Here is a 26,783-nt window from a genome sequence, read left to right as displayed (position 1 = left end):
TGAGATCCCGGGTGCTAAGCCTTATTCACCTCCACTACTGCAACAGCCACCCTGTAATCAAAATCTACCAATAAAATCGACCCAGTAACAGCATTCATAGCTGTATAACACTAAAGTTTACTCCTAAAGAGGTATGGCATAAGCTCAAGGGAGAATATAAGTTAATGCCTATCTATAGGTAAAGCTTTCAGTATCAGGACACACTTTGTGGGGAGTACCAATAGTTGCGCCAAAGACAGAAGACGGACTTGGAACAGTTTCTGGTAAGGCACCCAGTTAAGAGCATACCTGTTGCTTAGGTTGCAATAAAATCTCGCAGTAAACAAGTGTACAGGCAGAGTATATTGGCTCTAATCTGTGAGAGAATCACTAGTTGTAACTCACTCAACAGACAAGAAATAACTTAGGTAGTGCCTGAGAAAGAATCTCTTGGGGGCTGGCTTTGCTGAATAAAGTTTGTTGATGAATAGAAGATACTTTACAAATGTATAAGATTAGCATTTTAAGTCTTATTTCAATGTGCTTGTAGTAAAAGGTGGTCTGAATAAATAAAAATGTTGGACTTAAACCAATCAGTAACACCATATGGCAGAAGAATCTACATCTACCTTAACCAAAAACAGTGTCTCTGCTGCCAATAGACACTCAAGTAAACCGACAAAAGTCACGTCTACAGCAGCGGTACGCCAGTCTAGGTGGATAGTTCGCTTAGGTCACCTACTAGCTGGGACTTGGGCAATAGGCGCAGCACTGCTAACGGCTTCTGGTTGGGATTTGGTTCAATTGATGGAGAATCAGGCACTTTCTCACTTTTTTCAAGTGCGTGGGCCGATTGTGCCTCCAGAAGATATCGTAATTTTAGCAATAGACGATCAGTCAATATCGGTTCCCGAACAGTACTATAAAACAGATCCGCAACAGTACGCCTACCTAGAAACACTGAAATCTTTTCCTTACAAACGTGCTGCATATGCTCAGGTAATTACAAAGTTAATGGAAGCGGGCGTCCGTTCTGTAGCTATAGGTCTTGTTTTTGATACACCAAGTAGTTATGGATCTAGTGACGATCGCCAACTCCAAGCAGCATTAGAAAAATATGGCAGCAAAGTTACCTTAGCAGCTCTCTACGAAAATTTCGAGACCCACCAGGGGTTGTTTATCCAGCTGACACCGCCACAACAGATGTTTCACACAGGGTCAGTATCCATTGGTTCAGTTAATTTCCCTGTGGAGGTGGATGGTAAAGTTCATCGATTGGCTAGTGAGTTTCCCAAGTTATTAGATCGAGAAAATTTATTTACCAACAAGCTACTTTCCTTTGATGAAGCAGTATTGAGGGCAGCACAAGTAAATTATCCGCGACCAAAAGGCGATCGCATTTATTTTTGGGGGTCTTCAGGGACATTTGAGCAAATACCCTTTTGGCACGTACTCGACCCAGAAAACTGGAACACTTATTTGCAGCAGGGAAAAGTCTTCAAAAACAAGATAGTTTTAATTGGTTCAACAGATAAGTTAAACAATGATTATTATCCAGTAGCAGCTAGCAAGAGTCCTGAACTGATGTCGGGGGTGGAAATTCACGCCAATGCCATCGCAACTTTAATGACAGGTAAAGCCATCAGTCAAGAAATTTCAACTTTACCGTTGCGTGGTTTATTTGTGCTAATTTTAGTTGGCAGTACAGCCTTAATTATTAGCAGAAACAAGCATAGTATCAATCGATTTCTGTATAGTCTAGTTTTATCTGGTACTTGGTTAGGAATTAGCTATGGGTTATTTGTCTACGGGCGGTTAATTTTCCCCACTAGTGTACCAATGGTGGCGATCGCTTTTTGCGGACTAAGCTACCTGGGAACCTCAGTAGTTAGAGAAAATATCAGAAAACGCCAATTAGTAGACATATTTCAGAAATATAAAACTTCTGCCGTTGTCCAAGAGATTATCAGCCAACAAGATGATCTACAAGAGCTAATCCAAGAGCGAGATTTAGCTTTATCAGGTAAAATCTTGGCTCGACGGTATAAAATTGTCAAAGTTCTGGGTGCAGGTGGATTTAGCGAAACCTACATTGCTGAAGATACCCAACGTCCTGGTAACCCAAGATGTGTTGTCAAGCAACTAAAACCAAGCAATACCAAACCAGAAGGATTGCAACTTGCCAGACGCTTATTTAATTCAGAAGCGCAAACACTAGAAAAATTGGGATTTCATCCTCAAATTCCCCAACTTCTGGCGTATTTTGAAGAAGATGAAGAATTTTATTTAGTCCAAGAATACATACTTGGTCATCCTCTCAGTTACGAACTGCCACCAGGCAGAGCAATTGAAGAAATTGCAGGCATCAAAATTGTCAAAGACTTATTGGAAACATTAATATTTGTCCATGAAAACAACGTGATTCATCGGGATATTAAACCCAGCAATATCATCCGCCGACACTCAGACGGTAAACTCGTACTAATTGATTTTGGAGCAGTCAAAGAAGTCAGTGCCAAACAGTTCGAGCCTCAAGAACAAACCGCCTTCACCATTGGTATTGGGACTCAGGGTTACGCACCAACCGAGCAATGTTTAGGTCGTCCACACTACAGTAGTGATATCTATGCAGTGGGTATGGTTGGGATTAAAGCCTTGACTGGCATTACACCGCGTGAGCTAGATAGAGATGCTGACGGAAAGATAAAATGGAGCGATCTCACCCAGGTGAGCAACTCTTTAGCTCAGATTCTCAGTAAAATGGTGCAGGATGACTTCAAAATGCGATATCAGTCTGCATCGGAGGCTCTTAAGGCTGTTGAAACTGTTGAAGCTTCTAGCGATTTGGTAAATTCCCAAAAGGGATACCCCATGTTACAACATGACTCATTGATGAGTACTTTAGGCGAATTAAATGCTCCCACAAAATCTTACCCAGGGAAATCGTCAGAAATTGGTTGATAAGGACGCGGGGACGCGGGAAAGTTGGGAGAAAATTTGATAATTTCAACGCATCAGAGTCTTTCTCACTCCCCGCGTCTCCCCCTCCCCGCGTCTTCAATTTAACGACAGAAATTCCTCCCCAGCCGTGGGATGAATGCCTATTGTTTCATCCAGTTCTTGCTTAGTAACGCCCTTGCGAATTGCAACGCCGAGACTTTGAATGATATCTGCTGCGTTCTCACCCACCATATGAGCGCCTAAAACTTCCTCAGAATCACCATTTACCACTAACTTGATACTTCCTTGCTTATCTTTCTCAGTCAGCTGATAAAACAGTGGCTGGAATTGGCTGTAGTAGCATTTTACAGATTCACCAAATTTTTCCCGTGCCTTGGCCTCAGTCATCCCCACACTAGCCGCTTCTGGACGAGAAAAAACAGCAGAGGGTACATAATCATAATTCAGTTTTTGTGGCTTGTTGGCAAAAACTGTATTGGCAAAGGCAATACCTTCTGCTTGAGCCACAGAAGACAATTGGATGCGGCTGGTACAGTCACCGACAGCAAAGATATTTTCTTGGTTGGTGCGGTTTTCTTCATCTACTTTGATTGCACCATTTTCGCCAAGTTCAACACGGGCATTTTCCAAGCCTAAATTTTTAGTATTTGGGTTGTAACCTGTGGCAACTAGGATGGTATCTGCTGCAACTATTTCTCTACTCTCACTATTAATAGTCAACAACAAACACTCTTCTGAATATTTGATTTTTTGAATGGTGGTGTTGGTGAATAACTTAATTCCCCGTTTACTCAAAGCCTGTTGCACAGTAGAGCGAATGTCATCATCAAACCCTGATAAAATCATCTCCTCTTTTTCAATTAGCGTCACCTGACAGCCAAAAGCGTGCATCATACTGGAAAATTCTACACCAATGTAGCCACCGCCAATGATTGTCAGACGTTTCGGCAAATAGGGTAGCTGAAACATCTCGCGGGATGTGATGGCGTATTCTATACCTGGGATATTGGGCTTGAGGGGTTGGCCGCCCACAGCAATTAAAATTTTGTCTGCTGTAACTTTGCGTCCACCAATACTGATAGTATGAGCGTCGAGAAAGCTGGCACGTTCAGAAATTATTTCAATTCCAGCTTTCTGCAATTGCTGCAAATAGGATTCGCTGATGCTGTCAAGATGCTTGTGTACAGATTTAATAAATAATGTCCAGTCAAAGTATGTCGGGCAATCACTCCACCCATAACTGTGCGCCATTTTATTTTGCAGGGCAAAGTCAGCAGCATAGACAATCAGTTTTTTGGGAACGCAGCCACGATTTACACAGGTTCCACCGAGGTCTTCTTGTTCGGCAATGGCAACACGCACACCGTAAGTAGCTGCTTTTTTAGCTGCTGCCAATCCCCCAGGCCCAGCACCAATGACAAACAAATCATAATCAAATGTCATAAAAATCTGTTCCTTTTCAACTTTGTGGAAAGCAGAGCTACTTCATCCCTTATAGTTATTCAGACAAAACTTCATCTACTGTCTTTGGGTGGACAAATCGAGATTAAAACACGCTGATATGTAGCAGATTGCCGCTTGAATAGCAATTACTACAAAAATAACAGCGATCGCCCCACTATTGCTAAGTTACATTACATTTTGTTGTGGAACAGACAACATACCCATTCTACAAGAGTATAGATGTTGGCGATGCCTGTAGGGGCGCACAGCTGTGCTACCCTACCGAGGATTGTGGTTCAAATACATGAAAAACGCTGTAAGATATCAAGATTCCATCTCAGCTAATTCTAACCAGCGTTCAGTCGCCACATCGATCGCTTGTTTGAGAGATTCCACTTCTTCATACAGTTTCTGCACCTGGCTATAATTACCCGGTGAAACATTCCCTAGTGTTTTCTCGGTTTCTGCTTTCTGGGCTTCTAACTGGGCAATTTTAGCTTCCAACTGTTCAAATTCTTTTTTCTCCCAATTGGATAATCTCCGCCGCTTTTGATTCTCCACATTTTTGGGTAGAGACGTTACATGTAACGTCTCTACATTTTTGGGCTTGTCTTTAGTATTAGCAGCTTGTTGCAGTGCTGCTTCTTCAGCTTTCTTAAAGTCCAGATAAACAGAGTAATTACCTGGATATTGCCGGAGGTTACCGCCTTCCTCAAAGGAAAAAATTGTGTCGATGGTGCGGTCAAGAAAATAGCGATCGTGAGAAACTACAATTACACACCCAACAAAATCTTCTAGATAATCTTCTAGTACTGCCAATGTCTGGACATCTAAATCATTTGTTGGTTCATCTAAAATCAAAACATTGGGCGCACTCATCAGCACCCGCAACAGAAATAAACGGCGTTTTTCTCCACCAGAAAGTTTATGAATTGGGGCATATTGTTGATTTCCAGGAAACAGAAATCGCTCCAACATTTGGGAAGCAGTAATTTGAGTACCATCGGTAATTTTGACAAATTCTCCTTCTTCTTTGATGTAGTCAATCACGCGCTGATTTTCGTTTAATGCTGTGAGCAATTCTTCAGAATGCTGGTCAAAATAACCGATGTGAATTGTAGTACCAATTTCTGCACTACCGGAATCAGGCGGAATTCGACCAGTCATAATATCCATTAAAGTGGATTTCCCAGCACCGTTAGCGCCGATGATGCCGATGCGGTCTTCTGGACTAAATTCGTAGCTAAAATCCTTAATCAGGGTGCGTCCATTATAGGCTTTAGAAACGTTATTTAATTCAATAACCTTTTTGCCAATGCGACGACCAACTGTCGAAATATCAACTTTACCCTGGACTTGCTTAAATTCAGTATCTCGCAGAGCGTGTGCGCGGTCAATTCTCGCTTTTTGTTTTGTACTTCTGGCTTTCGGCCCTTTTTTGAGCCATTCCAACTCCCGCCGCAACAAACCTTGATGTTTGCGTTGACTGCTAACGGCAGATTCTTCAGCTAAAGCTTTCTTTTCGAGGTAGTATGAGTAGTTACCTGTGTAAGTGTAAATGTCGCCTCGGTCAATTTCGATGATCCGATTAGTGACGCGATCCAAAAAATAGCGATCGTGGGTGATGAGAAAAAGTGCGCCACGATAGCGATTTAAATAACTTTGTAACCATTCTACAGAAAGAGCATCGAGGTGGTTTGTTGGCTCATCCATGAGTAAAACATCTGGTTCTGCTAGCAAGGCTGTTGCTAGGGCAATGCGTTTGCGATAGCCTCCAGATAAAGTACCGATTTTGGCTTCAAAGTCAGAAATTCCTAATTTGGTGAGGATGATTTTAGCGTTGGTTTCTAGTTCCCAAGCACCACTCGTATCCATCCGTTGCATCACCACAGAAAGGCGCGACATCAGTTGACTATCATCTGGATAGTGAGCCAATTTATCAGAAAGTTCTTCGTATTCACGCACTAAAGCCATGTGTTCGCCGCTGTCGGCAAAAATTTGCTCTAAAACTGTGCGATTTTCATCTAAATCTGGCTGTTGAGGTAAGTAGATGATTTTAGAACCAGAGTTGATTAAAATTTGACCGCTATCGATGGATTCTAAGCCGGCGATCATTTTTAATAGGGTTGATTTGCCTGAACCGTTAGTACCAATTAAGCCAACTTTATCGGTAGTATCGAGGCTGAAGCTGGCATCTTTTAAAATTTCTTTGATGCCAAAGTCTTTTTTGATTGATTGGAGGGTAATGATACTCATAGGATTTAAGAATATAGAGTTTTTTTTATTTCACCCAGAGGCGCAGAGGAGGAAAGGAGTAGGTAAGGGATGTGGCTTACCTACGATTGATAAATTTTAGACAAATAAATCCAAGGGGAGATGTCCATACATTTCGTTGATTCCGTCTTCGTTGAAAGATTGGCAAGAGACTAAGACGCCACGGTGATGTCCGGGATAGGAATCGAGATAACACAAGCCGTTTTTGCCATTTAATTTGATATAAACTGGCCCTTCGGGTGTAGGTAAATTGTTTGGTGGTTCATAACCAAAGGCCAGAGAATAGGTTTTCATGGCTAATATTCCTTCTTCTGCTGTGTCAGCACAAATTCCTAAAATTTGATAGTCAGCAAGATTAGTCATCAAAATTAAGGCATTACGAATTACTGCTTTTTCTGATGGCTTCAGGATAGGGGCGATGTCTAGACAGTTGAATTTATTCAGTAATTTTTTCGCTTCTTCGGCGGTGAGATTATGAGGATTGGGGGTTGACATAAACTTAGTTCATTATTTTGTTGGTTGTTCTGTTGTGTTTGAGTTGGGACTAGCCCCATACAATTTTAGATTTTAGATTTTGGATTTTGGATATGGGGCATTGGGTCTTGGATATTAGGAAAACAGACCCCAGTCCCCATACAATTTTAGATTTTAGATTTTGGATTTTGGATTTTGGGTATGGGGCATCGGGCATTGGGTATTGAATATTAGGAAAACAGCCCCGAGTTCCCAGTCCCCAATCCCCAATCCCTTTCACGTGGGGCATCGGGCATTGGGTATTGAATATTAGGAAAACAGCCCCCAGTCCCCAGTCCCCAGTCCCCAATCCCCCGTCCCTTTTACGGTTGATTTTGTACATTCCCCAGGTTGAATATAAAAGGAACGCCGTTTTTCGAGTCACCACCCATAACTAGGACTTTTGGCATTTGAGCGCCGCCAGTCTTCCAAGCTTCAATTGCTTCTTTTTGCAGAACTAACTGTCCTCCTTGGGCTTTGAGCGTCTCTGCTAAGAGTCTTTGAGCTTCTGCTCTACCTTTGGCGCGATTAACGTCTGCTTGTGCTTCTTGTTCAGCTTCTCGTGCTACATAAACGGCTCTTTGCGCCCGCTGTTCAGCAATTTGTTTTTCTTCGACTGCTCTGGCAAATTCTGGTGAGAAGGCTAAATCAACTACGCTAGTATCTAACACTATTATCCCATATTTGTCTAAGCGATCGCCTAAAGCATTATCAAAGTCTTCTTTCAATTCACTTCTTTTGGTAATTGCTTCTTCTACTGTTCTTCTAGCTGCTGCAATTTTAAATGCTTCTTGTGTTTGGGGTGCAATTATTTTCGATACAATATTCTCTAATGTTCCTTGTTTTCTTCTGACTTCAACTACCTTTATGGGATCGAGGCGAAAGTTAATCGCAAATCTTGCAGATAAATTTTGCAAATCCTTCGTAGAACTTTCTGCTGGCACTTCAAATTTTTGCACCGTCAAATCATACACATCTATCACGGTGATAAAAGGTGGTTTTAAGTGAATGCCTTCTAATAAAGCACCATCTCTCGCTTTACCCAAAATGCTAATCACTCCTGCTTGTCCTGGGTTGATAATGATAAAAGAATTTAGTCCAATAATCACTAATATTGCTAACACAATTCCCAAAACTGTGGTTTGCCAATTGCCAAATTGTTGATTTTTCAAATTATTCTCTCCATGTGAGTTGTGAGTGGGGAGTGGGGAGTGGGAAGTGGGGGAGATGAGGGGGATGAGGGAGATGGAGGAGCAGGGGAGGCAGGGGGAGAAAGAATAATCAATGCCCAATGCCCCATGCCGTATGCCCCTTCAAACTTTAATTACGTGGTAATATCAGTTGCACGAAACCGCAAAAAGCCGTGGCTACTGTATTAAAATCTCATCAAGTATCAAGAAGGCGTAGACATTCAACGCATCCTCTCCAGCGCTTGTTTGACTATGGACATCAGTATCGTAAACAAATTTGGCTAGCGACTACCTATTCTATCCTCAATAAATTTTTCGATTTGGCGCCACCTGGCTTAATTGGTGTCGCAGTGGATGTGGTAGTCAAACAACAAGATTCCATAATTGCACAGTTAGGGGTACGCGATGTCTTTGGACAATTTTTGATTATTTCTTTCCTGACTGTCATCATTTGGATACTAGAATCAGTTTTTGAGTATGCTTACGCTCGACTTTGGCGTAATTTAGCACAAAATATTCAGCATGATTTACGTTTGGATGCATATAAACATTTACAAGAGTTAGAATTAGCTTATTTTGAAGAACGCAGCACTGGCGGTTTAATGTCCATCCTCAGTGATGATATTAACCAATTAGAGCGATTTTTGGATGTGGGGGCAAATGATATCATCCAAGTTTCCACAACTGTTGTAATTATTGGCAGTGCTTTCTTTATATTGGCTCCTAGTGTAGCGTGGATGGCTCTGTCGCCGATGCCATTTATTCTCTGGGGTTCCTTTGCTTATCAACGTCTACTTGCACCCCGTTATTCTGATGTCCGGGAAAAGGTGGGTTTCCTCAACTCGCGTTTGGCAAATAATATCAGCGGTATTACTACTATTAAAAGTTTTACTGCTGAAGTTTATGAAGCCTATCGTTTGTCAGTAGATAGTGAAGCTTATCGTCGCAGTAATGCCAAGGCAATTGCCCTTTCTGCGGCTTTTGTCCCGTTAATTCGGATGCTGATTTTGGTAGGTTTCACAGCATTACTTTTATATGGCGGGATGGCAGCAGTCGCTGGAGAAATGTCTGTCGGCGCTTACAGTGTATTGGTGTTTTTAATCCAGCGGTTGCTGTGGCCTTTAACCAGATTAGGCGAAACTTTTGACCAATATCAACGGGCTATGGCTTCTACTAATCGAGTCATGAATTTGTTAGATACTCCCATTGCTATTCACACAGGAAATGTAGCGTTACCTGTGGAGGAAGTGCGAGGTGAAGTGCAATTTAAAAATGTTTATTTTGCTTATAAAGATAGATTTCCAGTAATTAAAAATCTGTCTTTGGATATTCCAGCGGGGAAAACTATTGCAATTGTAGGTTCCACGGGTTCTGGAAAAAGCACTTTAGTCAAACTTTTGTTGCGCTTGTACGAAGTGCAAGCAGGAAGCATTACCGTTGATGGTATTGATTTACAAAGTTTGAATTTGCAAGATTTACGCCGCTGCATTGGTTTGGTGAGTCAAGATGTGTTTCTATTTCATGGTACTGTAGCGGAGAACATTGCTTATGGCAGCTTTGAAGCTAAAGAGCAAGACATTATCACGGCGGCGAAGATAGCTGAGGCGCACGAATTTATTATTAACTTGCCCGAAGGTTATGAGACAATTGTGGGGGAAAGAGGACAAAAGTTATCTGGTGGACAAAGACAACGGATTGCGATCGCCCGTGCAGTCTTGAAAAATCCCCCCATTTTGATTTTAGATGAGGCCACCTCAGCGGTGGATAATGAAACAGAAGCGGCTATTCAGCGATCGCTAGAACGGATTACAGTAGATAGAACTACAATTGCGATCGCTCATCGTCTTTCCACCATCCGCAATGCCGATTGCATTTATGTCATGGAACATGGGAAATTAGTAGAGTCGGGAACCCATGAGGAATTGTTGGAGAAAGATAGAATTTATTCTAGTCTCTGGCGCGTACAAAGTGGGTTGAAATAGTCCTTTCAAAGTGACTCGCAAAATCTCTTTTTCTGGGCTTCCTCTGTGCCTCTGCGGTTGTAAAAGTAATTTATCGAACCACAGAGCCGCAGAGAACACAGAGGCAAGAGGTTATAGAAAAATTGACTTTCTATAACTTTTACCCATCCAGGACTTACGCAACTGGCACAATGCGATCGCTAACAAATAGTACTAAAGTACTATAAAAATGCAGATGAAATGAACTAGAGTACAAATGTAAATTGTTCCTTTTCAGACCAAATTTTTGGGCTGCTGCTCAGGCTACTGTAACGAATACTTTTGAATATGAAGTTTACTAAATTAGACAGGACTTACGCAACTGGCACAATGCGATCGCTAACAAATAGTACTAAAGTACTATAAAAATGCAGATGAAATGAACTAGAGTACAAATGTAAATTGTTCCTTTTCACACCAAATTTTTGGGCTGCTGCTCAGGCTACTGTAACGAATACTTTTGAATATGAAGTTTACTAAATTAGATTATTGCCAGTATCTACTTAGTAGCCAAATTAATTATACCATTACCAATTTGGCAGAGCATTTAGAGAGTATTAGCCATGATACAATTAACTATTATTTGAAAAGAGAAAAATTAACACCTCGTTTACTATGGGATAACGTGAAAGAGGTAGTTGAGCCTGATGACAATGGTTACATAATATTTGATGATAGCATTTTAGATAAAAGGTATTCTGAAGAAATAGAAATAGTCAGAAGACAATATAGTGGTAATGAGCATGGTGTCCTTAAAGGCATTGGCGTAGTTAGCTGCGTGTATGTCAACCCTACACTTCAAAGATTTTGGGTCATAGATTATCGAATTTTTAATCCTGATGTCGATGGCAAAACCAAGATAGACCATGTGAAAGACATGCTCCAAAGCCTTGTGTATCATAAGCTTTTACCATTTGATACTGTTTTGATGGATACATGGTATGCGGTACACAGTTTAATGCTATATATTGATAGCTTAGACAAAATTTATTATTGCCCTTTAAAAGACAATCGGTTAGTTGATGATACATTTGGTCAAGCAAAATATAAACGTATTGAATTATTAGAATGGAGTCAAGAAGAATTAGATTGTGGTAAGATAATCAAAATTAAAGGGTTCCCAGCTAATAAAAAAGTGAAACTATTCCGGGTTACTGTTTCTACCAACAGAACGGATTATGTCGCAACTAACGATTTATCTCAAAGTTCCACGGATGTTGTACAAGAGGTGTGTAAAATTCGTTGGAAAATCGAGGAGTTTCACAGAGAAATTAAACAATTAACTGGGATTGAATTTTGCCAATGTCGGAAAGCTAGGCTTCAAAGAAATCATATCGCTTGTGCAATGTTAGTTTGGGTTAGGTTAAAGAATTTAGCCTATACAACTGGTCAAACTATTTATCAAATCAAGCATAACTTGCTTTCTAATTATTTAATTCAGCAACTGAAACGCCCAAGTATTCTTATGTGCTTGGTTTGATTTAAATTGTCGCCTGTCAGGGCTGCGCCCTGCCCGCTATTTGTGCCAGTTGCGTAAGTCCTGCCATCTTGAAAGATCTATTTCTAAATATGTTAATTACGAATTACGAATTACGAATTACGAATTATTTATGATGTTTGGTAGCAGTCAGCCGGAAACAGGAGATAACAAGTGGCGTCGCCAGTTGGATAAGTTTGTGAAAGCAAATCAGCAAGAATTGGCGGCGCTATTTTGGGGATTGTGGTTAGCAAATGGTGACAGTCAAGGTACTGTTGGTATTGATTTGCAACCAAAGCCGCATTTTGTTTATTGTCCGAAAGAACAGATAGAAAAATTAAATGATAAAGTTGAAAATCGGCTGCAAGAAATTTTGGGAATTATCGAGAATCATAAACCAGAAATAGAAGTTGTGATGATTGGGATTGGGAAGGGTGAAATTAAGTTAATTCAGTTTGCACCGGAACCTGCGCCACCGATTTGTTTTGAGCAAGCTGGTAAAGATGTGGATGGGTTATTGGAAGTGCTGGAACAGCGGATGAGTGAGCAAATAAAAGATTAATTTAAGACCTTTAAAAAACCGATTATCAACCCTAAAGCGCCTTTTGAACAAAAACTTTGGCTATAAAGTGGTTATCAGTTTTACTCAAACTTTCTTTCTCAACACTGACTCAAAAAATGCAGCAGGAGAAATGTTAAAAAACTCCGCGAGTTTCCCAATATGGTTAACTGTCAGCTGGCGTTGTCCACTTAAGACTTCAGATACAATCGACTCAGTTTTAAATATAGGAATTAAGTCTTTTTGTTGTAAATCAAATTCGGCTATCAATGCTTGGAGTAATTCTACACCATGAATATCAGGTATAGAATGATATTTTTGCTCGTACTCATAAACCAAAGTACCTAAAACATTGAGATAGTCTTGTTCATCTAGTGTTAATTGACCTTTATCAATCAAGGAATCAATCACTTTTTGTGTAGCCAGGAATTCTTCCTCGGAAGTGATAGGACGAGGAGGAAAAGATTTGAGTAATTCGATATACATTTTATTAATGGGTGTTCCAGGGATCATTTTGGAAAATTCCTGCTCGTTTCAATCCTTAATAGGGTTTGCCCAATCCACTTTTAAAGAAACGGTACTCACGCGAGAGAAAATACTGTTATTGGGGAAACCTAATAAATGTGACATGTACCAAATTCCCGCTTCCTTTTCCCTTCCTGGGTTAAAACCAGAGATTTGTCAAACTTCCGTGAGGTTTTATGAAACAAATCAAAGACAAAATTACCAATAAATTAGAGCGACTATTTGAACAACGGTTAGTACCTCGTTTGGTACTATGGGGAGACTACCTAGAAAGTAAAATCAGGCGGTATAAACATCAAGAACTCAAAAATAAGTTAAAATTTTGTGGCTCAGGTCTACGATTTAAGCGAGACGTGAGAATTGAACATCCCCAAAATGTATCTCTGGGAAATAAAGTCTACATTGGTCAAGATGTCATCTTAGATGGACGTGGCGGAATTACAATTGGTGACAACACAACACTTGGATTTAATGTTGTCATTCTCTCGGCAAATCACGACTATCAAAGTAATGATTTGCCCTATGAACATAATGTTTACATTCATAAACCTGTTATTATCGGTCGCAATGTTTGGATTGCTGGAAATGTCTTAATTATTCCGGGAGTTTCCATTGGAGATGGTGCAATTGTAGCGGCTGGTACGGTTGTCACTGCTAATGTTGAACCTTTAGCAATTGTTGGCAATCAACCCATGAGAACAATTAAATACCGCGACAAAGAACATTATGAAAAACTCGCATCTCAGCAAGAAATTCAACTCTCTATTGAAGTAGTTCAACATTAAGCTATTAGGTTGGGTATTTTAATGCCCAACCTAATAACTTAAACCAGCGCTGGTGTATTCGCCAGTTTTACTTGAGGTGTTGCAATCATCCGCATTCCAGCGGGTGCGGCGACAGTTAAACCGCGGCGCACAGGAAGCACTGGACGTTTGTTCGTTAGAGATAATTGAAATTCTGACACAATAGTTGCCAAGACAATTTTCATTTCATACTGAGCAAATGCCATACCAATACAGCGACGATTACCGCCACCAAACGGTAAATATTCGTATGGTGAATATTGTCTTTCTAAAAATCGTTCTGGTTTGAACTTTTTGGATTCTGGATAAACTTCTTCACGATGATGCGCTAAATAAATACTGGGGAGAATTAACGTGCCCTGTGGCAATTTGTAACCTGTAATTTCAATTGGGTTTTTCACAATCCGCAAGAAAGCATTCATGGCAATTGGGTAAATTCGCAATGTTTCTTGGCAAACTGCTGTTAAATAAGGCAATTTAGCAATGGTACTTAAATCTGGATTAACACCAACAGTGTCGAGTTCTTTTAACAACTTCTCACGCACCTCTGGTAAATAATCAATCCAGTAAAATGCCCATGTCAACGCCGAAGCAGTAGTTTCATGTCCCGCAACTAGCAGTGTCATTAATTCGTCGTGCAATTCTTTATCTGACATCCCTTGACCATCGTCATAACGAGCAGCCATCATCAAACTGAGGATATCTTGGCGATTTTGAGCAGATTGGGCGCGACGTTCCCGAAGTAGAGTATAAATTAATCGATCGATTTTTTGCTGTTGTTGGAGAATCCAACCCCAGGGACTCCATTTGCCGAAATCTTTTTGCATAAACCGGAAAAAGAAGGCGCTAGACATTAAAGGGGAAGTGATGAAATCTAGTAAATCACTTAGCGATCGCCTTAGTTCCTCAAACCGCTCTCCTTCTTCCAAACCAAACACAACCCGCAGAATAACACGCAAAGTGATTTCTTGCATCGACTCACGGATTTTAAAAGGCTTGTCAACCTGCCATTCATGACTCACCTGTTGTGTTATTTTACGGATATCCTCGCCGTAAGCCCGCATTCTTTCCCCATGAAAAGGAGGAGCTAATAATTGCCGTTGGCGCTGGTGGCGATCCCCATCTGATAACATAAAAGAGCGATCGCCAAGTAAAAATCTTAGCCCAATATTTCCCCTGCCAACCTCAAAAGAACTCAAATCAGATGTAAAAATCTGCTCCAGTGCTTCGGGTTTACTAAAATACACAAGAGCATTATCTGAGCGACTACTCTTAATGGTGAAAGTATCACCATAGATTTTGGCAAAATCATCCACATATTTTACAGGCTGACTAATAAACTTGACCATCCGCAGCCAGCGCGGTATTTGAGGCCCATCAGGTAGGTTGTAAGTTGCTGTCATAGAAATTTGTGGAATTAATGGCTTATGAATTTTATTGTTACGAGTTTTTGTGTGATTGAGGGTCACACAAAGCGGTATATTCATCATTAAGGAGTAGGAAATGGGGCATGAGGCATGGGGCATTGGGTATTGGTTATCTCCCTCATCTCCCTCATCCCCCGACTCCCCACTCCCCACCCCCCACTCCCTTTTCCTACCTAAAGCAGTGCCCAAAATCATCGCTATTCTCAACGGTAAAGGAGGAGTCGGTAAAACGACTACCGCAATCAACCTGGCTGCAAACTTTGCGAAGAAAAAAAAGGTGTTGCTGATTGACGCAGATATTCAAGGTTCCGCCAGTTGGTGGTTCGGGCGTAGTCAGCAAGGAATGGGATTTGATTTATCTCAAGAAACAGATCCGACACTTTTAGGTGATTTAGGAAAGATAAAAGGTTACGATTTAGTAGTGGTGGATACGCCTCCCGCACTGCGCTCTGAAGCATTAGTGGCGGTAGTTGCGATCGCAGATTATCTAGTTTTGCCTACACCCCCGTCTGCAATGGATTTAGCTGTCCTCGTGGAAACAGTTAAGGAAGCCGTCATCCCCTTGGGAACTCCCCATCGGGTATTGCTCACCAAAGTCGATACGCGCAGCTTGGGGGAAGCACTAGAAGCAAAAAACACTCTCACTCGACTAGGTATTCCTGCTTTTAATACCTTGATCCGTGCCTACAAAGCTCATGAACGAGCCGCGCTTGAAGGTGTAGCAATTACTCAATGGCGAGGAGGAAATGCGCGGGAGGCGGAGTTAGACTATCGCCGCGCAGCTGATGAACTACAGCGTGATTGGAGAAAATAATGGCTAAGAAACAAAGTCTATCGGATTTACTACAACAAGAGGCGCAAAAAATTACATCCCCAGAAGATGACTCTGCGATCGAAGTTTCAGCAGAAGAAATTACTCAAGAAGACGCTGCAACTGATGAAGAATCCTCGCCACAAACACCCGAACCAACTACTAATAGGCGCACAAATCCCACTAAAGCTGATTTAGAAGTAACTATCAAAGACTTGACAAGTAATCTAGAAAAAAGTCATCAAAAAGAAGCTTCCCTAGAACAAGAAATTACTGATTTGAAATCAAAATTATCTAGACAAACAACATTAGCCTCTGAACAAAAAACCATAGCAGAACAGCTAACAAAAGAACTTGACGAAACAAAAAAAACAGCACTGCAACTTGCAGAAGCAAATTCCCAGCTTATAGAAGAAATTAATGCTTTAAAACAAACGGCTGAAGATAAATCTAAACTTGTTGTTAAAGAAACTAGTGCTATAAAACCAATAAAAGAACACTACAATCCACTTAACTACAAAAAATCACATCGCTCATCCGAAAAATTAGCTCAAAATCAACCAGATGAGTCTGCTGATGGTTCAAATCAGATGTGGTTACTTGACTAGTAAATCAAAAGGTAGGGTGTGTTACGGCTTTCGCATAACGCACCCCCACATAACACCATGCGTTAGGCGCTCATGTCATATTTTTCGTGACAAATCATATTGAAATATAAATACCAAATATGGATAAGTTTAAAAACCATATCTTTCGTAAGGGCACAGCGTTGCTGTGCCCCTACAGCATGGTCTTTATCTGCTATTGTGCAAATAGTATGGTCTGTTTTGGTACTACAAAATTTGGTATGTTTTGTCTATGCAACAGAGATTGCGACAAAGAATTTGGTAGGGATAAGTTTTGTAAAATATCGCTTTGATAACTATAAAGACTTATTGATAGAAAATGATAGTCTTTATATATTTCAAAACGGTAGAAAAATTAAAGTTATAAGTAAATTTATTTACCATGCACAAGATTGGAAAGCAATGGTTGAAACTATTAGAGAGAATCACTTATGACTTAATATCATTCATTACAAAAGTTTAAAATATGCTGGGCAGTGATTTGTGGTTGTTCTAAGTGAGGTAAGTGTCCACAATCTTGAATCCAAACGAGGGTACTTTGTGGAATTGCTCTTTTAAATCTCGTGGCATCCTTAGTACCCAAAATTTTATCGGAATCGCCCCATAAAATTAGTGTCTGTTGCACTATTTGTGATAGTATCTTAAATCTAAAAGCACTATAACCACCACTTTTAGTGAAAGCAATCAAAGCTTGATGCCAACTCGGCATTTGTAAGTGTAATGCCCCGCAATATAGAGCATCCAAAGAAGCAAGACTTTGATTTTTATATCCAATGCGGGAAACGCGATCGCGCACCTTCATATTACTCAAAAACTGAGTTGCTAAATAATCCAATGGGGGAAACATGAATTTACTTAATGGTGAACCACCCGCCAACCCAGCACTATCAATTAACACCAGCTTTTTGATAACTTCTGGGTAAGTCAGCGCCAAATCAATTGCCGTCGCACCCCCCATTGAAGCCCCCACCAAAATTACAGGTTGGTTAATCAGGCTTTTCCAAAAATAATAAAGATGGGTTTTAATTGCAGTTGGGCTATAAGCAATTCCTGAGAGTCTATCTGTAAACCCAAAACCCAACAAATCCACTGCCCATGTTTCATTATTCCCAGCAAGCAAAGGCAAAAGCCGACGAAATTCTAATACAGAACTATCAAAGCCGTGAATTAATAAAATAGGAGTTCCACCACTCCCTTCCTTGACATAGGTTGTGGTAATTGCTTGATTAGTTAAAGGCGTAGCGATCGCAGTTGTTTGAATACTCCGAGCTAGTGCGATCGAAGCTGGTTCTGTTAGTTGCCCAACTGCTGTAGGAAGAAAATTCGGAAACATAAATCTCAGTTTATCGTACTAGCTCACTTACAACATGACTGATTTTGTTCAACTACAAAATTACCAGACTAAATATTCTCAAGTATTACTTGTAATACATAAAACATAATTCAGCCCCTATCAAAACATTCTAATAGGAATTTGAAAAATGATTGCCACAGATGGATTAACATAACCCAGATGCACAAGGCAATTCTCAATCCAAAATCCAAAATCTCAAATCCAAAATCGTATAACTCCCCACTCCCCACTCCCAACTCCCCCAACCCCCCATTAAAGAAAGTTTTCCAAAATGTCAAAATTGGGACTAAACCCACGTACAATTAATATCGCCTATCCCTTAATCCAGGAGCTGATGCCATGCCAATGGCGGTTGGCGTAATTGAAACTTTAGGTTTTCCTAGTGTCTTAGCCGCAGCAGATGCAATGGTGAAATCTGCCGCAGTTACGTTGGTGTATTATGGTCTAGCCGAGAGTGGTCGTTTTGTAGTCGCCGTCCGGGGACAAGTTGCTGAAGTAAAAAGAGCCGTTGAAGAAGGTATTAATGCTGGAGAGCAAGTAAAAGCCGAAACAGTAATCACCCATTACATAGTTCCCAATCCCCCGGAAAATGTCGAAACTATATTACCAATCCATTTCACTGAAGAATCAGAACCTTTCCGTATGTTCTAAGCAATTTCGCCATTAAAATCTGTAGCGAAGCTTCGTACAATTAATTTGTTGCGCCACATATCGTTTATTCATACAGGAGATTACTAATGTCACTACAAGCAGTTGGAGCGCTGGAAACTAAGGGTTTTCCTGCTGTGTTAGCAGCAGCAGATGCTATGGTAAAAGCTGGACGAGTCACTCTGGTTGGTTACATCCGAGTCGGTAGCGCTCGTTTTACAGTTAATATTCGTGGTGATGTCTCTGAGGTTAAAACAGCTATGGCTGCTGGTGTTGAAGCCGCAGAAAATGTTTATGGTGGTACTCTCGAATCTTGGGTGATTATTCCTCGTCCCCATGAAAACGTTGAAGCTGTTCTGCCAATTGCTTACACAGAAGCAGTCCAACAATATCGGGAATCTGTAGAAAACCCCATTGTTAGATCCTCAAACGGGCGATAGAATCAACTCTTTTTCTCAATTCAAAATCACGCCTTTTTCCCCTTTGCCGTTGGCGGAGTCATCGCCCTAGACCAACGGCTCATGCTTGTTTATAAGTCAAGCGTCTTTGGCTTTGCTTAAAAATCAAAAGGAACAATTCCTATATTTATCTTTACTATCTAGAATAGCGATCGCCAGCTACATTCAGTAGTACTGAGTAATGGAGTGCTGAGTGCCCAGTACTACCCCATAGCGAAACGGGGGTATTGAAGCAAGGACGTATTTTTTCTCAGCATGAGTGTCCCCTTAAAAAATATTTGGCAAATTTTCATAAATAAATTTAGTTGCTCTCAAACCCTATGTGCTGAGTAAACGTACTCATTTCTAACTCAGCACTCTTCATTTCCTAATTATTATTCGGAGAATTTACCAATTATGCTGTATTTTTCGATCGCAGGATCGGTATGCGCGATCGACATCAACGCAAAGACAATTATTGGATATTATTCAAAGCACCAATTAGCTTGATCAAGATATTTGCGGTATTAAAATTTTAATCTTTATTATTAGCTGCTAATTACAATGTATACACGTAATGACTATTTTATAGTTAAAAGTAAAACCAAGTATTTAACTAAGTAAAGCCTTGCCGATAGTTGAAACTTATACGGGTGAAATAACGTCCAATGTTGAGTTAAATTATATTCGTTCCTCGGTTAGGTTCCGAAAGGTCAGATTTCCCCAACCCATCTTTTGTAACGATGTATTATCCTCACTACTCTAGCTAGATTTCTGTTCTCAGTTAAAAAACATAACTTAACAAAAAGTTTAAATTAACAGAATTGACGGAAATGCCTGATAGATATTGGTTTGGGGCACTTTGAATTTCCAAGGAAAGCATCAATATAAAAAATTCTGCATAAAGTTAGTCAATTTAGACGTAATAAAAGTGGAATCACTGAGATGTTTTCATGAATTTCATGAAATCTGGGGCAGCTGCCAGTTAAACAATTAGGTTAGATGGGATGAATGGGGGTTGTGATGCAAACTTCAAAATTGAGTTTCGAGGAGCGCAATCTCGCTATGACAACGGATTTGGAAAAACTGGCTCTAGATTGGCAAAAGCGCTTGGCTGTAGAATGTCCAGAACAAACTGAAGCGACTCGGCGAAGTATTATTCTTTGGCTGCTTGGATCTGACTCAAAACGGTTTGATCTGTTTAACCCGAAAGAATTTGAGATTGCCAAGCAAGCAATGGAATATCGCTGGAGGATTTTACGTCAACGCTACTTAGGGTTAGGGCGAGAACGTGCTTATCGCAACTTGATAACCCGACTGGGGAGTTTAGCAACATTACGGAATAAAATTCAGACATGGGTTGCCCTGAGCCGCGATCGCCAGCGCAGTGTCATCGATGTGTTGCAAGAAGTATTACAAGAATTACTGCAAAACGACACTTACATGCAACAGCAAATGGCTGACATTGCCAAATATACAAGCGATCGGCGATTAGCCGATGCTTTGCTGTTTGCCAGCACAGAAGAATATTGTTTGCGCCCAGTACGCAATCAGCCCCTATTGGCTTATCGTTTTGTCAATTACTTGCGTCGTACTCAACGTGGCGGCTTAACCCAAGTACCAAGCCGTGATTTGATTAGATTAGTCTCAGAAGAAGTTCTCACAGACGACAGCGACAATCGAGTTAACTTAGTCGATAGTCAGGCGATCGCAGAATATCAGGAAGCACAACAACTAGAAGAACAACAAGCGCTGCGTCAGTCGGTACAAAGAGAATTTGAAAATTATTTACAAGAAAATCTGGGAATCGAGGCAGTAGAGTGGCTACGATTGTATCTCCAAGGTAAATCCCAAGAAGAAATTGCCAAGAGACTGAATAAACCAACTAAGGAAGTATACCGACTGCGAGAAAAAATTAGTTACCACGCTGTGCGCGTCTTTGCCCTCAAAGGTAAACCAGAACTCGTAGACAGTTGGCTCTCAATTTCCTTAGAAGAACATAACTTAGGGCTAACACAAAACCAATGGCAGCAACTTTATGAAATACTCACTCCTCTGGCGCGGCAGATCCTAGATTTACGGAGAGCAGGTAAATCAATAGAAGAAATAGCCCAACAATTAAAACTCAAAACCCATCAAGTGCTAGGTGAATGGACAAAAGTCTATCTTGCAGCCCAAGCTTTAAGAACCCAGGAGTAACCTGTAGTGAAGACGCGGGGACGGGAGGACGCGGGGATGGGGGAGATGAGGGAGATGAGGGAGACAACTTGCAACAAGTTTCTCCTCTTGTCTCCCTGTCCGATTTTCCATTCCCCATTCCCCACTCCCCACTCCCCATTCCCCAGTATTATTCCTAATCCTTTACCGAAAATTTATCTGCTACTTACGTCTACTTAAGTAATAGATAATTGAATTTTTAACAATCAAACAAAGTATCTTTATTAACTACCCACTAAACTAGAGGGAAAATATTATATAAGCAATCACCGAGTAATCAAATCTATGTTGTCTTCAGAGGGCGAACTCACAAATACCACAGTCAATGGGCAACAGGTGCGAACCGCTACACAAAGCAAGTGGGAGCAAGAAGGCGAACGCGAGCAAATATTCCAGCTAATGGATAGTTTTTTGTCCTTTGAAGCTTGTCTTTACCACCAAATTTTGCCCTTCGGCTTAAAAGATAAAAAGCTCTTGCTAGGTATGGTTCATCCACAAGACACTGAGGCACTAGATTATGTTAGTCGCATTGCGTCTTATATGAATTGCACACTCATAACTGAGGCGATCGCAGCTGACGCTCACCGTAGAATATTGTCAGCCTACCTCAATCACAAGAATACATCCCAACTAGACGCTCAACAAGCGGATCACCAAATAACAGTTACCATTGTTGACAGGTTTATTGCCTCTGGTGATACTTACTCTGAATCACAGCACCTACCAACATTCATAGCACCTGAGACATCCTCTGATGAGCATTCTTGGCAGCAGGTAGATTTGCCACCCCCAAATCCAGATAATCCCTCTCAAATTACTACCTTCTTGACCTCCGGAAATACTGATCAACAAAGGGATACTTCCGAAGCAGCACTAGTAGAAAATTTACTTATTCTGCCAGTGGAAGTTCCCGAAATGTTTAGTCCTGTGGAAGTCCTGGCAACACTACCACCCAAGAGATTACTAGAAGAATTACTAGGGCGAATTTTAGCAGGGGGAATTGGTCGGCTATATCTAGAAAGACAACCTTACGAAGGCAGGATACTATGGAGTGACAATGGAGTATTGCAGTCTGTGTTAGACAAACTGCCGCTCTCTGTTTTCCAAGGAGTACTTAATGAGTTAAAGCGGTTTGCTTCCCTACCCATTACCAAGGTTGCAGAACCAAAACAGGTAGAGAAAGAATGTTTATATCAAAAAACCCGTTTGCTATTACGCTTGCGAATTATGCCAGGAATTTATGGCGAAGAAGCCACACTCCAAGTTTTGCGGGGAGCAGCATTAAAGTTTTATCAGCAACAACAGTTGACGCGTTTAAGCCGCGATGCCTTAGGAATTTCTCAGCAACTAAGCTTCAAGTTGCATGAACTACAAGAACGCCTTTTTCTCAATCGCGGCCTTGACTCTGAGCAATTAGAAGCTTTAGTTACCCTCAATCAACTAGTGAAAAGTTTAGACCAACAGATCAAAAAATTAGCACTCGACAGCAATCCACTAACAAACAGTAAATCATAAGGTCTATCAGTAAAACCGCTGATTTCGATCGCAATACATAATTGTTATGTTGTAATCGAACTCTGAACCGACCAACCTAAAAAGGTTAAAACAAAAAATATAAATCTTACGTCTGTATTCTACGTAAGATTACGGTTGAAATAAACTTATACTAGCCAAGTTAATTTTCCGCTCTTGAATCCATATATTCTTGCAAATATTTCATGCAGACAGAGGTTTTTAGTGAACTTTTCCCCTTGATGAGTACAGCCAACCCCCAGACTTTGGAATGGCTGCTCAACGTTGCAATTGAACATGAATACCCAGCTGGGCGAGCTGTTGTCATGGAAGATGCTTGGGGTAATGCCGTTTATCTCGTGGTTTCTGGTTGGGTGAAAGTCCGACGTACCGTCGGGGAAGATTCAGTAGCTCTGGCAATTTTTGGCCGTGGGGATTTTTTTGGAGAAATGGCAATTTTGGATGAATCTCCCCGCTCAACTGATGTCATTGCCCTTTCACCAGTTAAATTACTTAGTATCTCCAGAGAGCGTTTTATTCAAATATTGTTTAAAGACCCGCAATTACATCACCGAATGTTGCAATTGATGGTGCGGCGATTACGGCAAATTAACCTGCGCTTGCAAATGCGGTCTTCACCACCAGCGGTCAAACTCGCTCATACCTTAGTGACTTTAGGCGAAAGCTATGGTCAGGAATTAAACCAGGGAAGAGAAATTTTTAACATTCCCTTCAAAGATTTAGCAGAGGTGACAGAAATCGGCGTTGAAGAAACAACCAAAATCATGGAAAAATTGCATGAAAAAGGGTGGATTAATATTGATAGCGCCAACAACATTACTTATCTTGTAAACTTCAAACAGCTGATGAACTTGGCGGGTAGAGTGTAATTGCTTTTATTACCAACTATGTACTAGCAGGCTGCTCGACATTTACAGCATATTTCAGGTAAATGAATTGCACGGGTAGGGGCACAATATATTGTGCCCCTACAATTATCTCTACCTCACGCCTGTTGCAATCTGGTGTAAGTTTTATGAGTAGTGGTCTGTCCCATTAATTGTAAGGTGAATCATAGACGTTTGCTCGCCAATTGAGGTTGGCATCATAAAAATAAGATGCTTGCTGAGGGGAAATTCGTTTTCTACCCCATGAAGCAAAAATCCCCCAGCTTCTAGCCGTGGGGAGTGTCAAAAACTACCAGCGTGGTCGAATTTTGCACACTAAGCTAGTATCCTCAACTATATTTTCAAATCAACTAGTAAAAATATTTATCCAAATCTGCCGCTGACATAATCTCGCGTATATTCCTGCTTAGGATTGTTGAAAATCTGCTCTGTCAAGTCATATTCCACCAGATATCCCATTTTTGAGCCGCTTTCCGTTGCCTGTGCATTGAAAAAGGCTGTCATATCTGAAACCCGCGCAGCCTGCTGCATATTATGGGTAACGATAATAATGGTATATTGTGACTTTAGTTCTTGAAGTAATTCTTCAACGCGCAAAGTTGAAATTGGGTCAAGGGCTGAACAGGGTTCATCCATTAGCAGCACTTCTGGCTGAATTGCTAAGGCACGAGCAATACACAACCGCTGCTGTTGTCCGCCAGATATAGATAAACCACTTTGTTTGAGTTTGTGCTTTACTTCATCCCACAAAGCAGCTTGTCGCAAACTCCGCTCTACCAATTCATCCATGTCACCTTTATAACCATTAATCCTGGCTCCAAAGGCGATATTTTCATAAATTGATTTTGGGAAAGGGTTCGGTTTTTGAAACACCATACCAATCCGGCGGCGCAGTTCTACTGTGTCAATTCTTTTGTCATAAATATTGGTTTCACCAAAAGTAATTCTTCCCTCAATGTGTGCGCCGGGAATCAAGTCATTTAAGCGATTAAAACATCTTAGTACAGTACTTTTACCACACCCAGAAGGGCCAATAAAGGCTGTAATTTTGTTTTTGCCAATGTTTAGGTTAACATCACGAACCGCTTTGAAATTACCATAGAAAACAGATAATTGTTCAGCTTGCAATATAGTCTCGGATGTAGCAGTTGTTGAGTTTATTACCATAAAAAAACTTCAGATAAATACTGAAAATGTGTTTGACTGATTTAGCGAGACTGCTGGAATTTATTGCGTAAATATATCGCTGACGAATTCATCAAAAGCAGCACAACCATCAAAACGATAATGCCAGCAGCAGCATTCTGGTGAAAATCTGTTTGAGGACGAGAAACCCAGTCAAAAATTTGAATTGGCAGTGCTGTGAAAGAACTTTGCAAACCTTTTAAAGAAAGCTCAGGTAAGAAAGTAATGAACCCAACAGCCCCAATTACAATCAACGGAGCTGTTTCACCGATCGCTCTTGAAAGTGCCAAAATTGTACCAGTCAGGATACCTGGCAAAGCAATGGGAAAAATTTGTTCTCGAATGATTTGCCACCTGTTGGCACCAAGGGCAAAACCTGCTTGCCGCAAGCTATCAGGAACAGCACGCAGCGCTTCACGAGTGGTAATGATGATGATTGGTAGAATCAATAAACTCAAGGTTAAGGCACCAGCTAGCACGCTACGTCCATGAGTAATTGGTTCCATTACCCGCACAAAAATTTGCAAACCCAGTAAGCCATAAATAATAGATGGCACTGCGGCTAAGTTTGCAATGTTGATTTCAATTAACTGAGTAAACCAGTTGTCTTCGGCATACTCTTCTAAGAAAATACCTGCGCCTACTCCTAAGGGAAAGGAGATTAAAGCCGTTATTACCAATAGCCAGATAGTACCGACTAAGGGAGCTAATATCCCAGAAGAGGAGGCACGACGAGAGGAAAAACTGGTCATAAAAGACCAATTTAAACGTCCAAGACCATCAACTAAAACATCAATCACCAAAACAGCTAACACCACCAGTGCAAATAAAGTTGCAGCCCAAGTGGCGATCGCAAAAATTTTGTCGAGGTTGTAGCGCTTATCGATAGACAGATCAAAGTTCCGATTTGCGCCAGAGTCAAACTGATTTTTAGATTGAATATTACTCTTTGTCATTCGTATTTCTCCCGGAAGCGGCGAACAAACCAGTAACTAAAAATATTCAGTGCCAAGGTTATGAGAAATAATGTCATGCCCACTGAAAAAATAGTTTTATAAGCCAGTGAACCCGCTGGTGTATCTCCTTTACTGACTTGGACAATGTATGCTGTCATTGTCTGAATTGGCACTAGGGGATTCAAGCCCAACTGAGGATTTTGACCAGCTGCAATGGTAACAATCATTGTTTCGCCAATGGCGCGGGAAATCGCCAAGATGAAAGAAGCTACTATCCCAGATAAAGCTGCTGGTAATACCACTGAAATAATTGTTTCCCGCTTCGTTGATCCCAACGCGTAAGCACCTTCTCGCAAACTACGCGGAACGGAATAAAGAGCATCTTCACTCAAAGAAGCTACCAGGGGAATAATTGAAATTCCCAATACCAAGCCTGCACTTAAAGCGTTAAATCCCTGCATACCAGGGATGAATGTTTGTAGAAATGGCGTGACTGTCAACAGTGCAAAGTAACCAAAAACAACAGTCGGCACCCCTGCCAAAATTTCTAGGGCTGGCTTGAGCCATTTCCGCAGCTTAGCTGGAGCATACTCACTCAAGCAGATAGCTGCTAATAATCCCAGTGGTAATGCTACTGCGATCGCAATTATAGATATCAGCAGTGTGGCGCTAATTAGCACCATCACTCCAAACTGCTTATTGGCAAACAATGGTGTCCATTGTGTGTCTGTTAAAAACCGCCAGATGGGGACTTCGGCAAAAAATGATACTGTCTCAAAAATTAGTGTTAAAACAATACCAATCGTCGTCGCCACGGAGACAAACGCGAACAAGGCAAACAAGCTTTTGACGCCAATTTCAACCCGCTTACTCAAAGCCCGATTAGGCTGCCATAAGTTGGAATTACTTGGTTGATTAGATAACGGGTTGGAAGCCATTCGGGGACAACCTCATAGATGAAAACTTCCTTTGTGTATA

Annotated in this window: 22 protein-coding genes and 1 pseudogene; 13 read left to right on the top strand and 10 right to left on the bottom strand. The window is 41.0% G+C overall.

Annotated features, from left to right (window positions below; all coding sequences use genetic code 11):
• Positions 1-585: 585 nt before the first annotated feature.
• Positions 586-2,940, top strand: coding sequence for a CHASE2 domain-containing serine/threonine-protein kinase (locus IQ276_RS13930; RefSeq protein WP_193918600.1), 2,355 nt, complete (start codon positions 586-588; stop codon positions 2,938-2,940).
• Between the two features lie 96 nt (positions 2,941-3,036).
• Here the strand turns inward: IQ276_RS13930 and gorA are convergent, their stop codons facing one another.
• The 4 genes from gorA to IQ276_RS13910 all read right to left on the bottom strand — a co-directional run bounded on the left by gorA (position 3,037) and on the right by IQ276_RS13910 (position 8,342).
• Positions 3,037-4,383: a glutathione-disulfide reductase gene (gene gorA / locus IQ276_RS13925; protein WP_193918602.1), complete on the bottom strand. Its 1,347-nt coding sequence runs from the start codon at positions 4,381-4,383 to the stop codon at positions 3,037-3,039.
• Positions 4,384-4,707: 324 nt separating this feature from the next.
• Complete coding sequence (locus IQ276_RS13920; RefSeq protein WP_193918604.1) at positions 4,708-6,639, bottom strand: ABC-F family ATP-binding cassette domain-containing protein; 1,932 nt, start codon at positions 6,637-6,639, stop codon at positions 4,708-4,710.
• Positions 6,640-6,735: 96 nt separating this feature from the next.
• Positions 6,736-7,152: a DUF1824 family protein gene (locus tag IQ276_RS13915; protein ID WP_193918606.1), complete on the bottom strand. Its 417-nt coding sequence runs from the start codon at positions 7,150-7,152 to the stop codon at positions 6,736-6,738.
• A gap of 341 nt (positions 7,153-7,493) precedes the next feature.
• On the bottom strand, positions 7,494-8,342 hold the full coding sequence (locus tag IQ276_RS13910) for a prohibitin family protein (RefSeq protein WP_235115653.1): 849 nt from the start codon (positions 8,340-8,342) through the stop codon (positions 7,494-7,496).
• A 191-nt stretch (positions 8,343-8,533) separates the two neighbouring features.
• Here IQ276_RS13910 and IQ276_RS13905 point away from each other — a divergent pair, with 191 nt between their 5' ends.
• The 3 genes from IQ276_RS13905 to ccmS all read left to right on the top strand — a co-directional run bounded on the left by IQ276_RS13905 (position 8,534) and on the right by ccmS (position 12,399).
• Positions 8,534-10,342 carry an ABC transporter ATP-binding protein gene (locus tag IQ276_RS13905; RefSeq protein WP_190884838.1) on the top strand — a complete coding sequence of 603 codons (1,809 nt, stop codon included), beginning with the start codon at positions 8,534-8,536 and terminating at the stop codon, positions 10,340-10,342.
• Positions 10,343-10,826: 484 nt separating this feature from the next.
• On the top strand, positions 10,827-11,840 hold the full coding sequence (locus IQ276_RS13900) for an IS701 family transposase (protein ID WP_193926053.1): 1,014 nt from the start codon (positions 10,827-10,829) through the stop codon (positions 11,838-11,840).
• 130 nt (positions 11,841-11,970) lie between these two features.
• Positions 11,971-12,399: a beta-carboxysome assembly chaperone CcmS gene (gene ccmS, locus IQ276_RS13895; protein WP_193924364.1), complete on the top strand. Its 429-nt coding sequence runs from the start codon at positions 11,971-11,973 to the stop codon at positions 12,397-12,399.
• Positions 12,400-12,483: 84 nt separating this feature from the next.
• Here the strand turns inward: ccmS and IQ276_RS13890 are convergent, their stop codons facing one another.
• Positions 12,484-12,882, bottom strand: a complete 399-nt coding sequence (locus IQ276_RS13890) for a helix-turn-helix domain-containing protein (RefSeq protein ID WP_235115652.1) — start codon at positions 12,880-12,882, stop codon at positions 12,484-12,486.
• A gap of 215 nt (positions 12,883-13,097) precedes the next feature.
• On the opposite strand from IQ276_RS13890, the gene IQ276_RS13885 reads away from it, so the two are divergent.
• Positions 13,098-13,706: an acyltransferase gene (locus tag IQ276_RS13885; RefSeq protein ID WP_193924357.1), complete on the top strand. Its 609-nt coding sequence runs from the start codon at positions 13,098-13,100 to the stop codon at positions 13,704-13,706.
• 38 nt (positions 13,707-13,744) lie between these two features.
• Here the strand turns inward: IQ276_RS13885 and IQ276_RS13880 are convergent, their stop codons facing one another.
• On the bottom strand, positions 13,745-15,127 hold the full coding sequence (locus IQ276_RS13880) for a cytochrome P450 (protein WP_193924348.1): 1,383 nt from the start codon (positions 15,125-15,127) through the stop codon (positions 13,745-13,747).
• 205 nt (positions 15,128-15,332) lie between these two features.
• Between IQ276_RS13880 and IQ276_RS13875 the strand changes: the two genes are divergently transcribed.
• From IQ276_RS13875 to IQ276_RS13865, 3 genes are all read left to right on the top strand, one after another.
• A complete protein-coding gene (locus IQ276_RS13875; protein WP_190883124.1) occupies positions 15,333-15,965 on the top strand; it encodes an AAA family ATPase in 633 nt (210 codons plus the stop codon).
• Positions 15,965-16,570, top strand: a complete 606-nt coding sequence (locus tag IQ276_RS13870) for a hypothetical protein (protein ID WP_193924857.1) — start codon at positions 15,965-15,967, stop codon at positions 16,568-16,570. Before IQ276_RS13875 ends, IQ276_RS13870 begins: the two co-directional genes overlap by 1 nt.
• A gap of 99 nt (positions 16,571-16,669) precedes the next feature.
• Positions 16,670-17,023, top strand: a complete 354-nt coding sequence (locus tag IQ276_RS13865) for a hypothetical protein (RefSeq protein ID WP_193924863.1) — start codon at positions 16,670-16,672, stop codon at positions 17,021-17,023.
• Positions 17,024-17,030: 7 nt separating this feature from the next.
• Here IQ276_RS13865 and IQ276_RS13860 read toward each other — a convergent pair whose 3' ends face one another.
• Positions 17,031-17,921 carry an alpha/beta fold hydrolase gene (locus tag IQ276_RS13860; RefSeq protein ID WP_193924865.1) on the bottom strand — a complete coding sequence of 297 codons (891 nt, stop codon included), beginning with the start codon at positions 17,919-17,921 and terminating at the stop codon, positions 17,031-17,033.
• 360 nt (positions 17,922-18,281) lie between these two features.
• Here IQ276_RS13860 and IQ276_RS13855 point away from each other — a divergent pair, with 360 nt between their 5' ends.
• The 5 genes and pseudogenes from IQ276_RS13855 (at position 18,282) to IQ276_RS13835 (ending at position 23,646) form a co-directional block, all read left to right on the top strand.
• Positions 18,282-18,593 carry a carbon dioxide-concentrating mechanism protein CcmK gene (locus IQ276_RS13855; RefSeq protein WP_073645597.1) on the top strand — a complete coding sequence of 104 codons (312 nt, stop codon included), beginning with the start codon at positions 18,282-18,284 and terminating at the stop codon, positions 18,591-18,593.
• A gap of 86 nt (positions 18,594-18,679) precedes the next feature.
• Positions 18,680-19,030 carry a carbon dioxide-concentrating mechanism protein CcmK gene (locus IQ276_RS13850; protein ID WP_073645596.1) on the top strand — a complete coding sequence of 117 codons (351 nt, stop codon included), beginning with the start codon at positions 18,680-18,682 and terminating at the stop codon, positions 19,028-19,030.
• Between the two features lie 1,008 nt (positions 19,031-20,038).
• Positions 20,039-21,226 (top strand): HetZ-related protein 2, encoded by a 1,188-nt coding sequence (locus IQ276_RS13845; protein ID WP_221705720.1) that lies wholly within the window; start codon positions 20,039-20,041, stop codon positions 21,224-21,226.
• Positions 21,227-21,529: 303 nt separating this feature from the next.
• Positions 21,530-21,736: pseudogene (locus IQ276_RS41265) on the top strand (pilus assembly protein PilB); the annotation flags it as partial.
• 1,226 nt (positions 21,737-22,962) lie between these two features.
• Positions 22,963-23,646, top strand: coding sequence for a Crp/Fnr family transcriptional regulator (locus tag IQ276_RS13835; protein ID WP_190883113.1), 684 nt, complete (start codon positions 22,963-22,965; stop codon positions 23,644-23,646).
• A 381-nt stretch (positions 23,647-24,027) separates the two neighbouring features.
• Here IQ276_RS13835 and pstB read toward each other — a convergent pair whose 3' ends face one another.
• Genes pstB through pstC form a run of 3 tightly spaced genes read right to left on the bottom strand, consistent with a single transcriptional unit; the run spans position 24,028 to position 26,743 of the window.
• Positions 24,028-24,831 (bottom strand): phosphate ABC transporter ATP-binding protein PstB, encoded by an 804-nt coding sequence (pstB, locus tag IQ276_RS13830; protein ID WP_193917871.1) that lies wholly within the window; start codon positions 24,829-24,831, stop codon positions 24,028-24,030.
• A 41-nt stretch (positions 24,832-24,872) separates the two neighbouring features.
• Positions 24,873-25,805, bottom strand: coding sequence for a phosphate ABC transporter permease PstA (gene pstA / locus IQ276_RS13825; protein WP_193917869.1), 933 nt, complete (start codon positions 25,803-25,805; stop codon positions 24,873-24,875).
• Positions 25,802-26,743 (bottom strand): phosphate ABC transporter permease subunit PstC, encoded by a 942-nt coding sequence (gene pstC / locus IQ276_RS13820; protein WP_193917867.1) that lies wholly within the window; start codon positions 26,741-26,743, stop codon positions 25,802-25,804. The genes pstA and pstC overlap by 4 nt, the downstream gene beginning before the upstream one ends.
• Positions 26,744-26,783: the final 40 nt, after the last annotated feature.

It is taken from the genome of Desmonostoc muscorum LEGE 12446 (genome assembly GCF_015207005.2).
Classification (GTDB): Bacteria; Cyanobacteriota; Cyanobacteriia; order Cyanobacteriales; family Nostocaceae; genus Nostoc; species Nostoc muscorum.
This window is presented reverse-complemented; position numbering and strand designations above follow the sequence as displayed.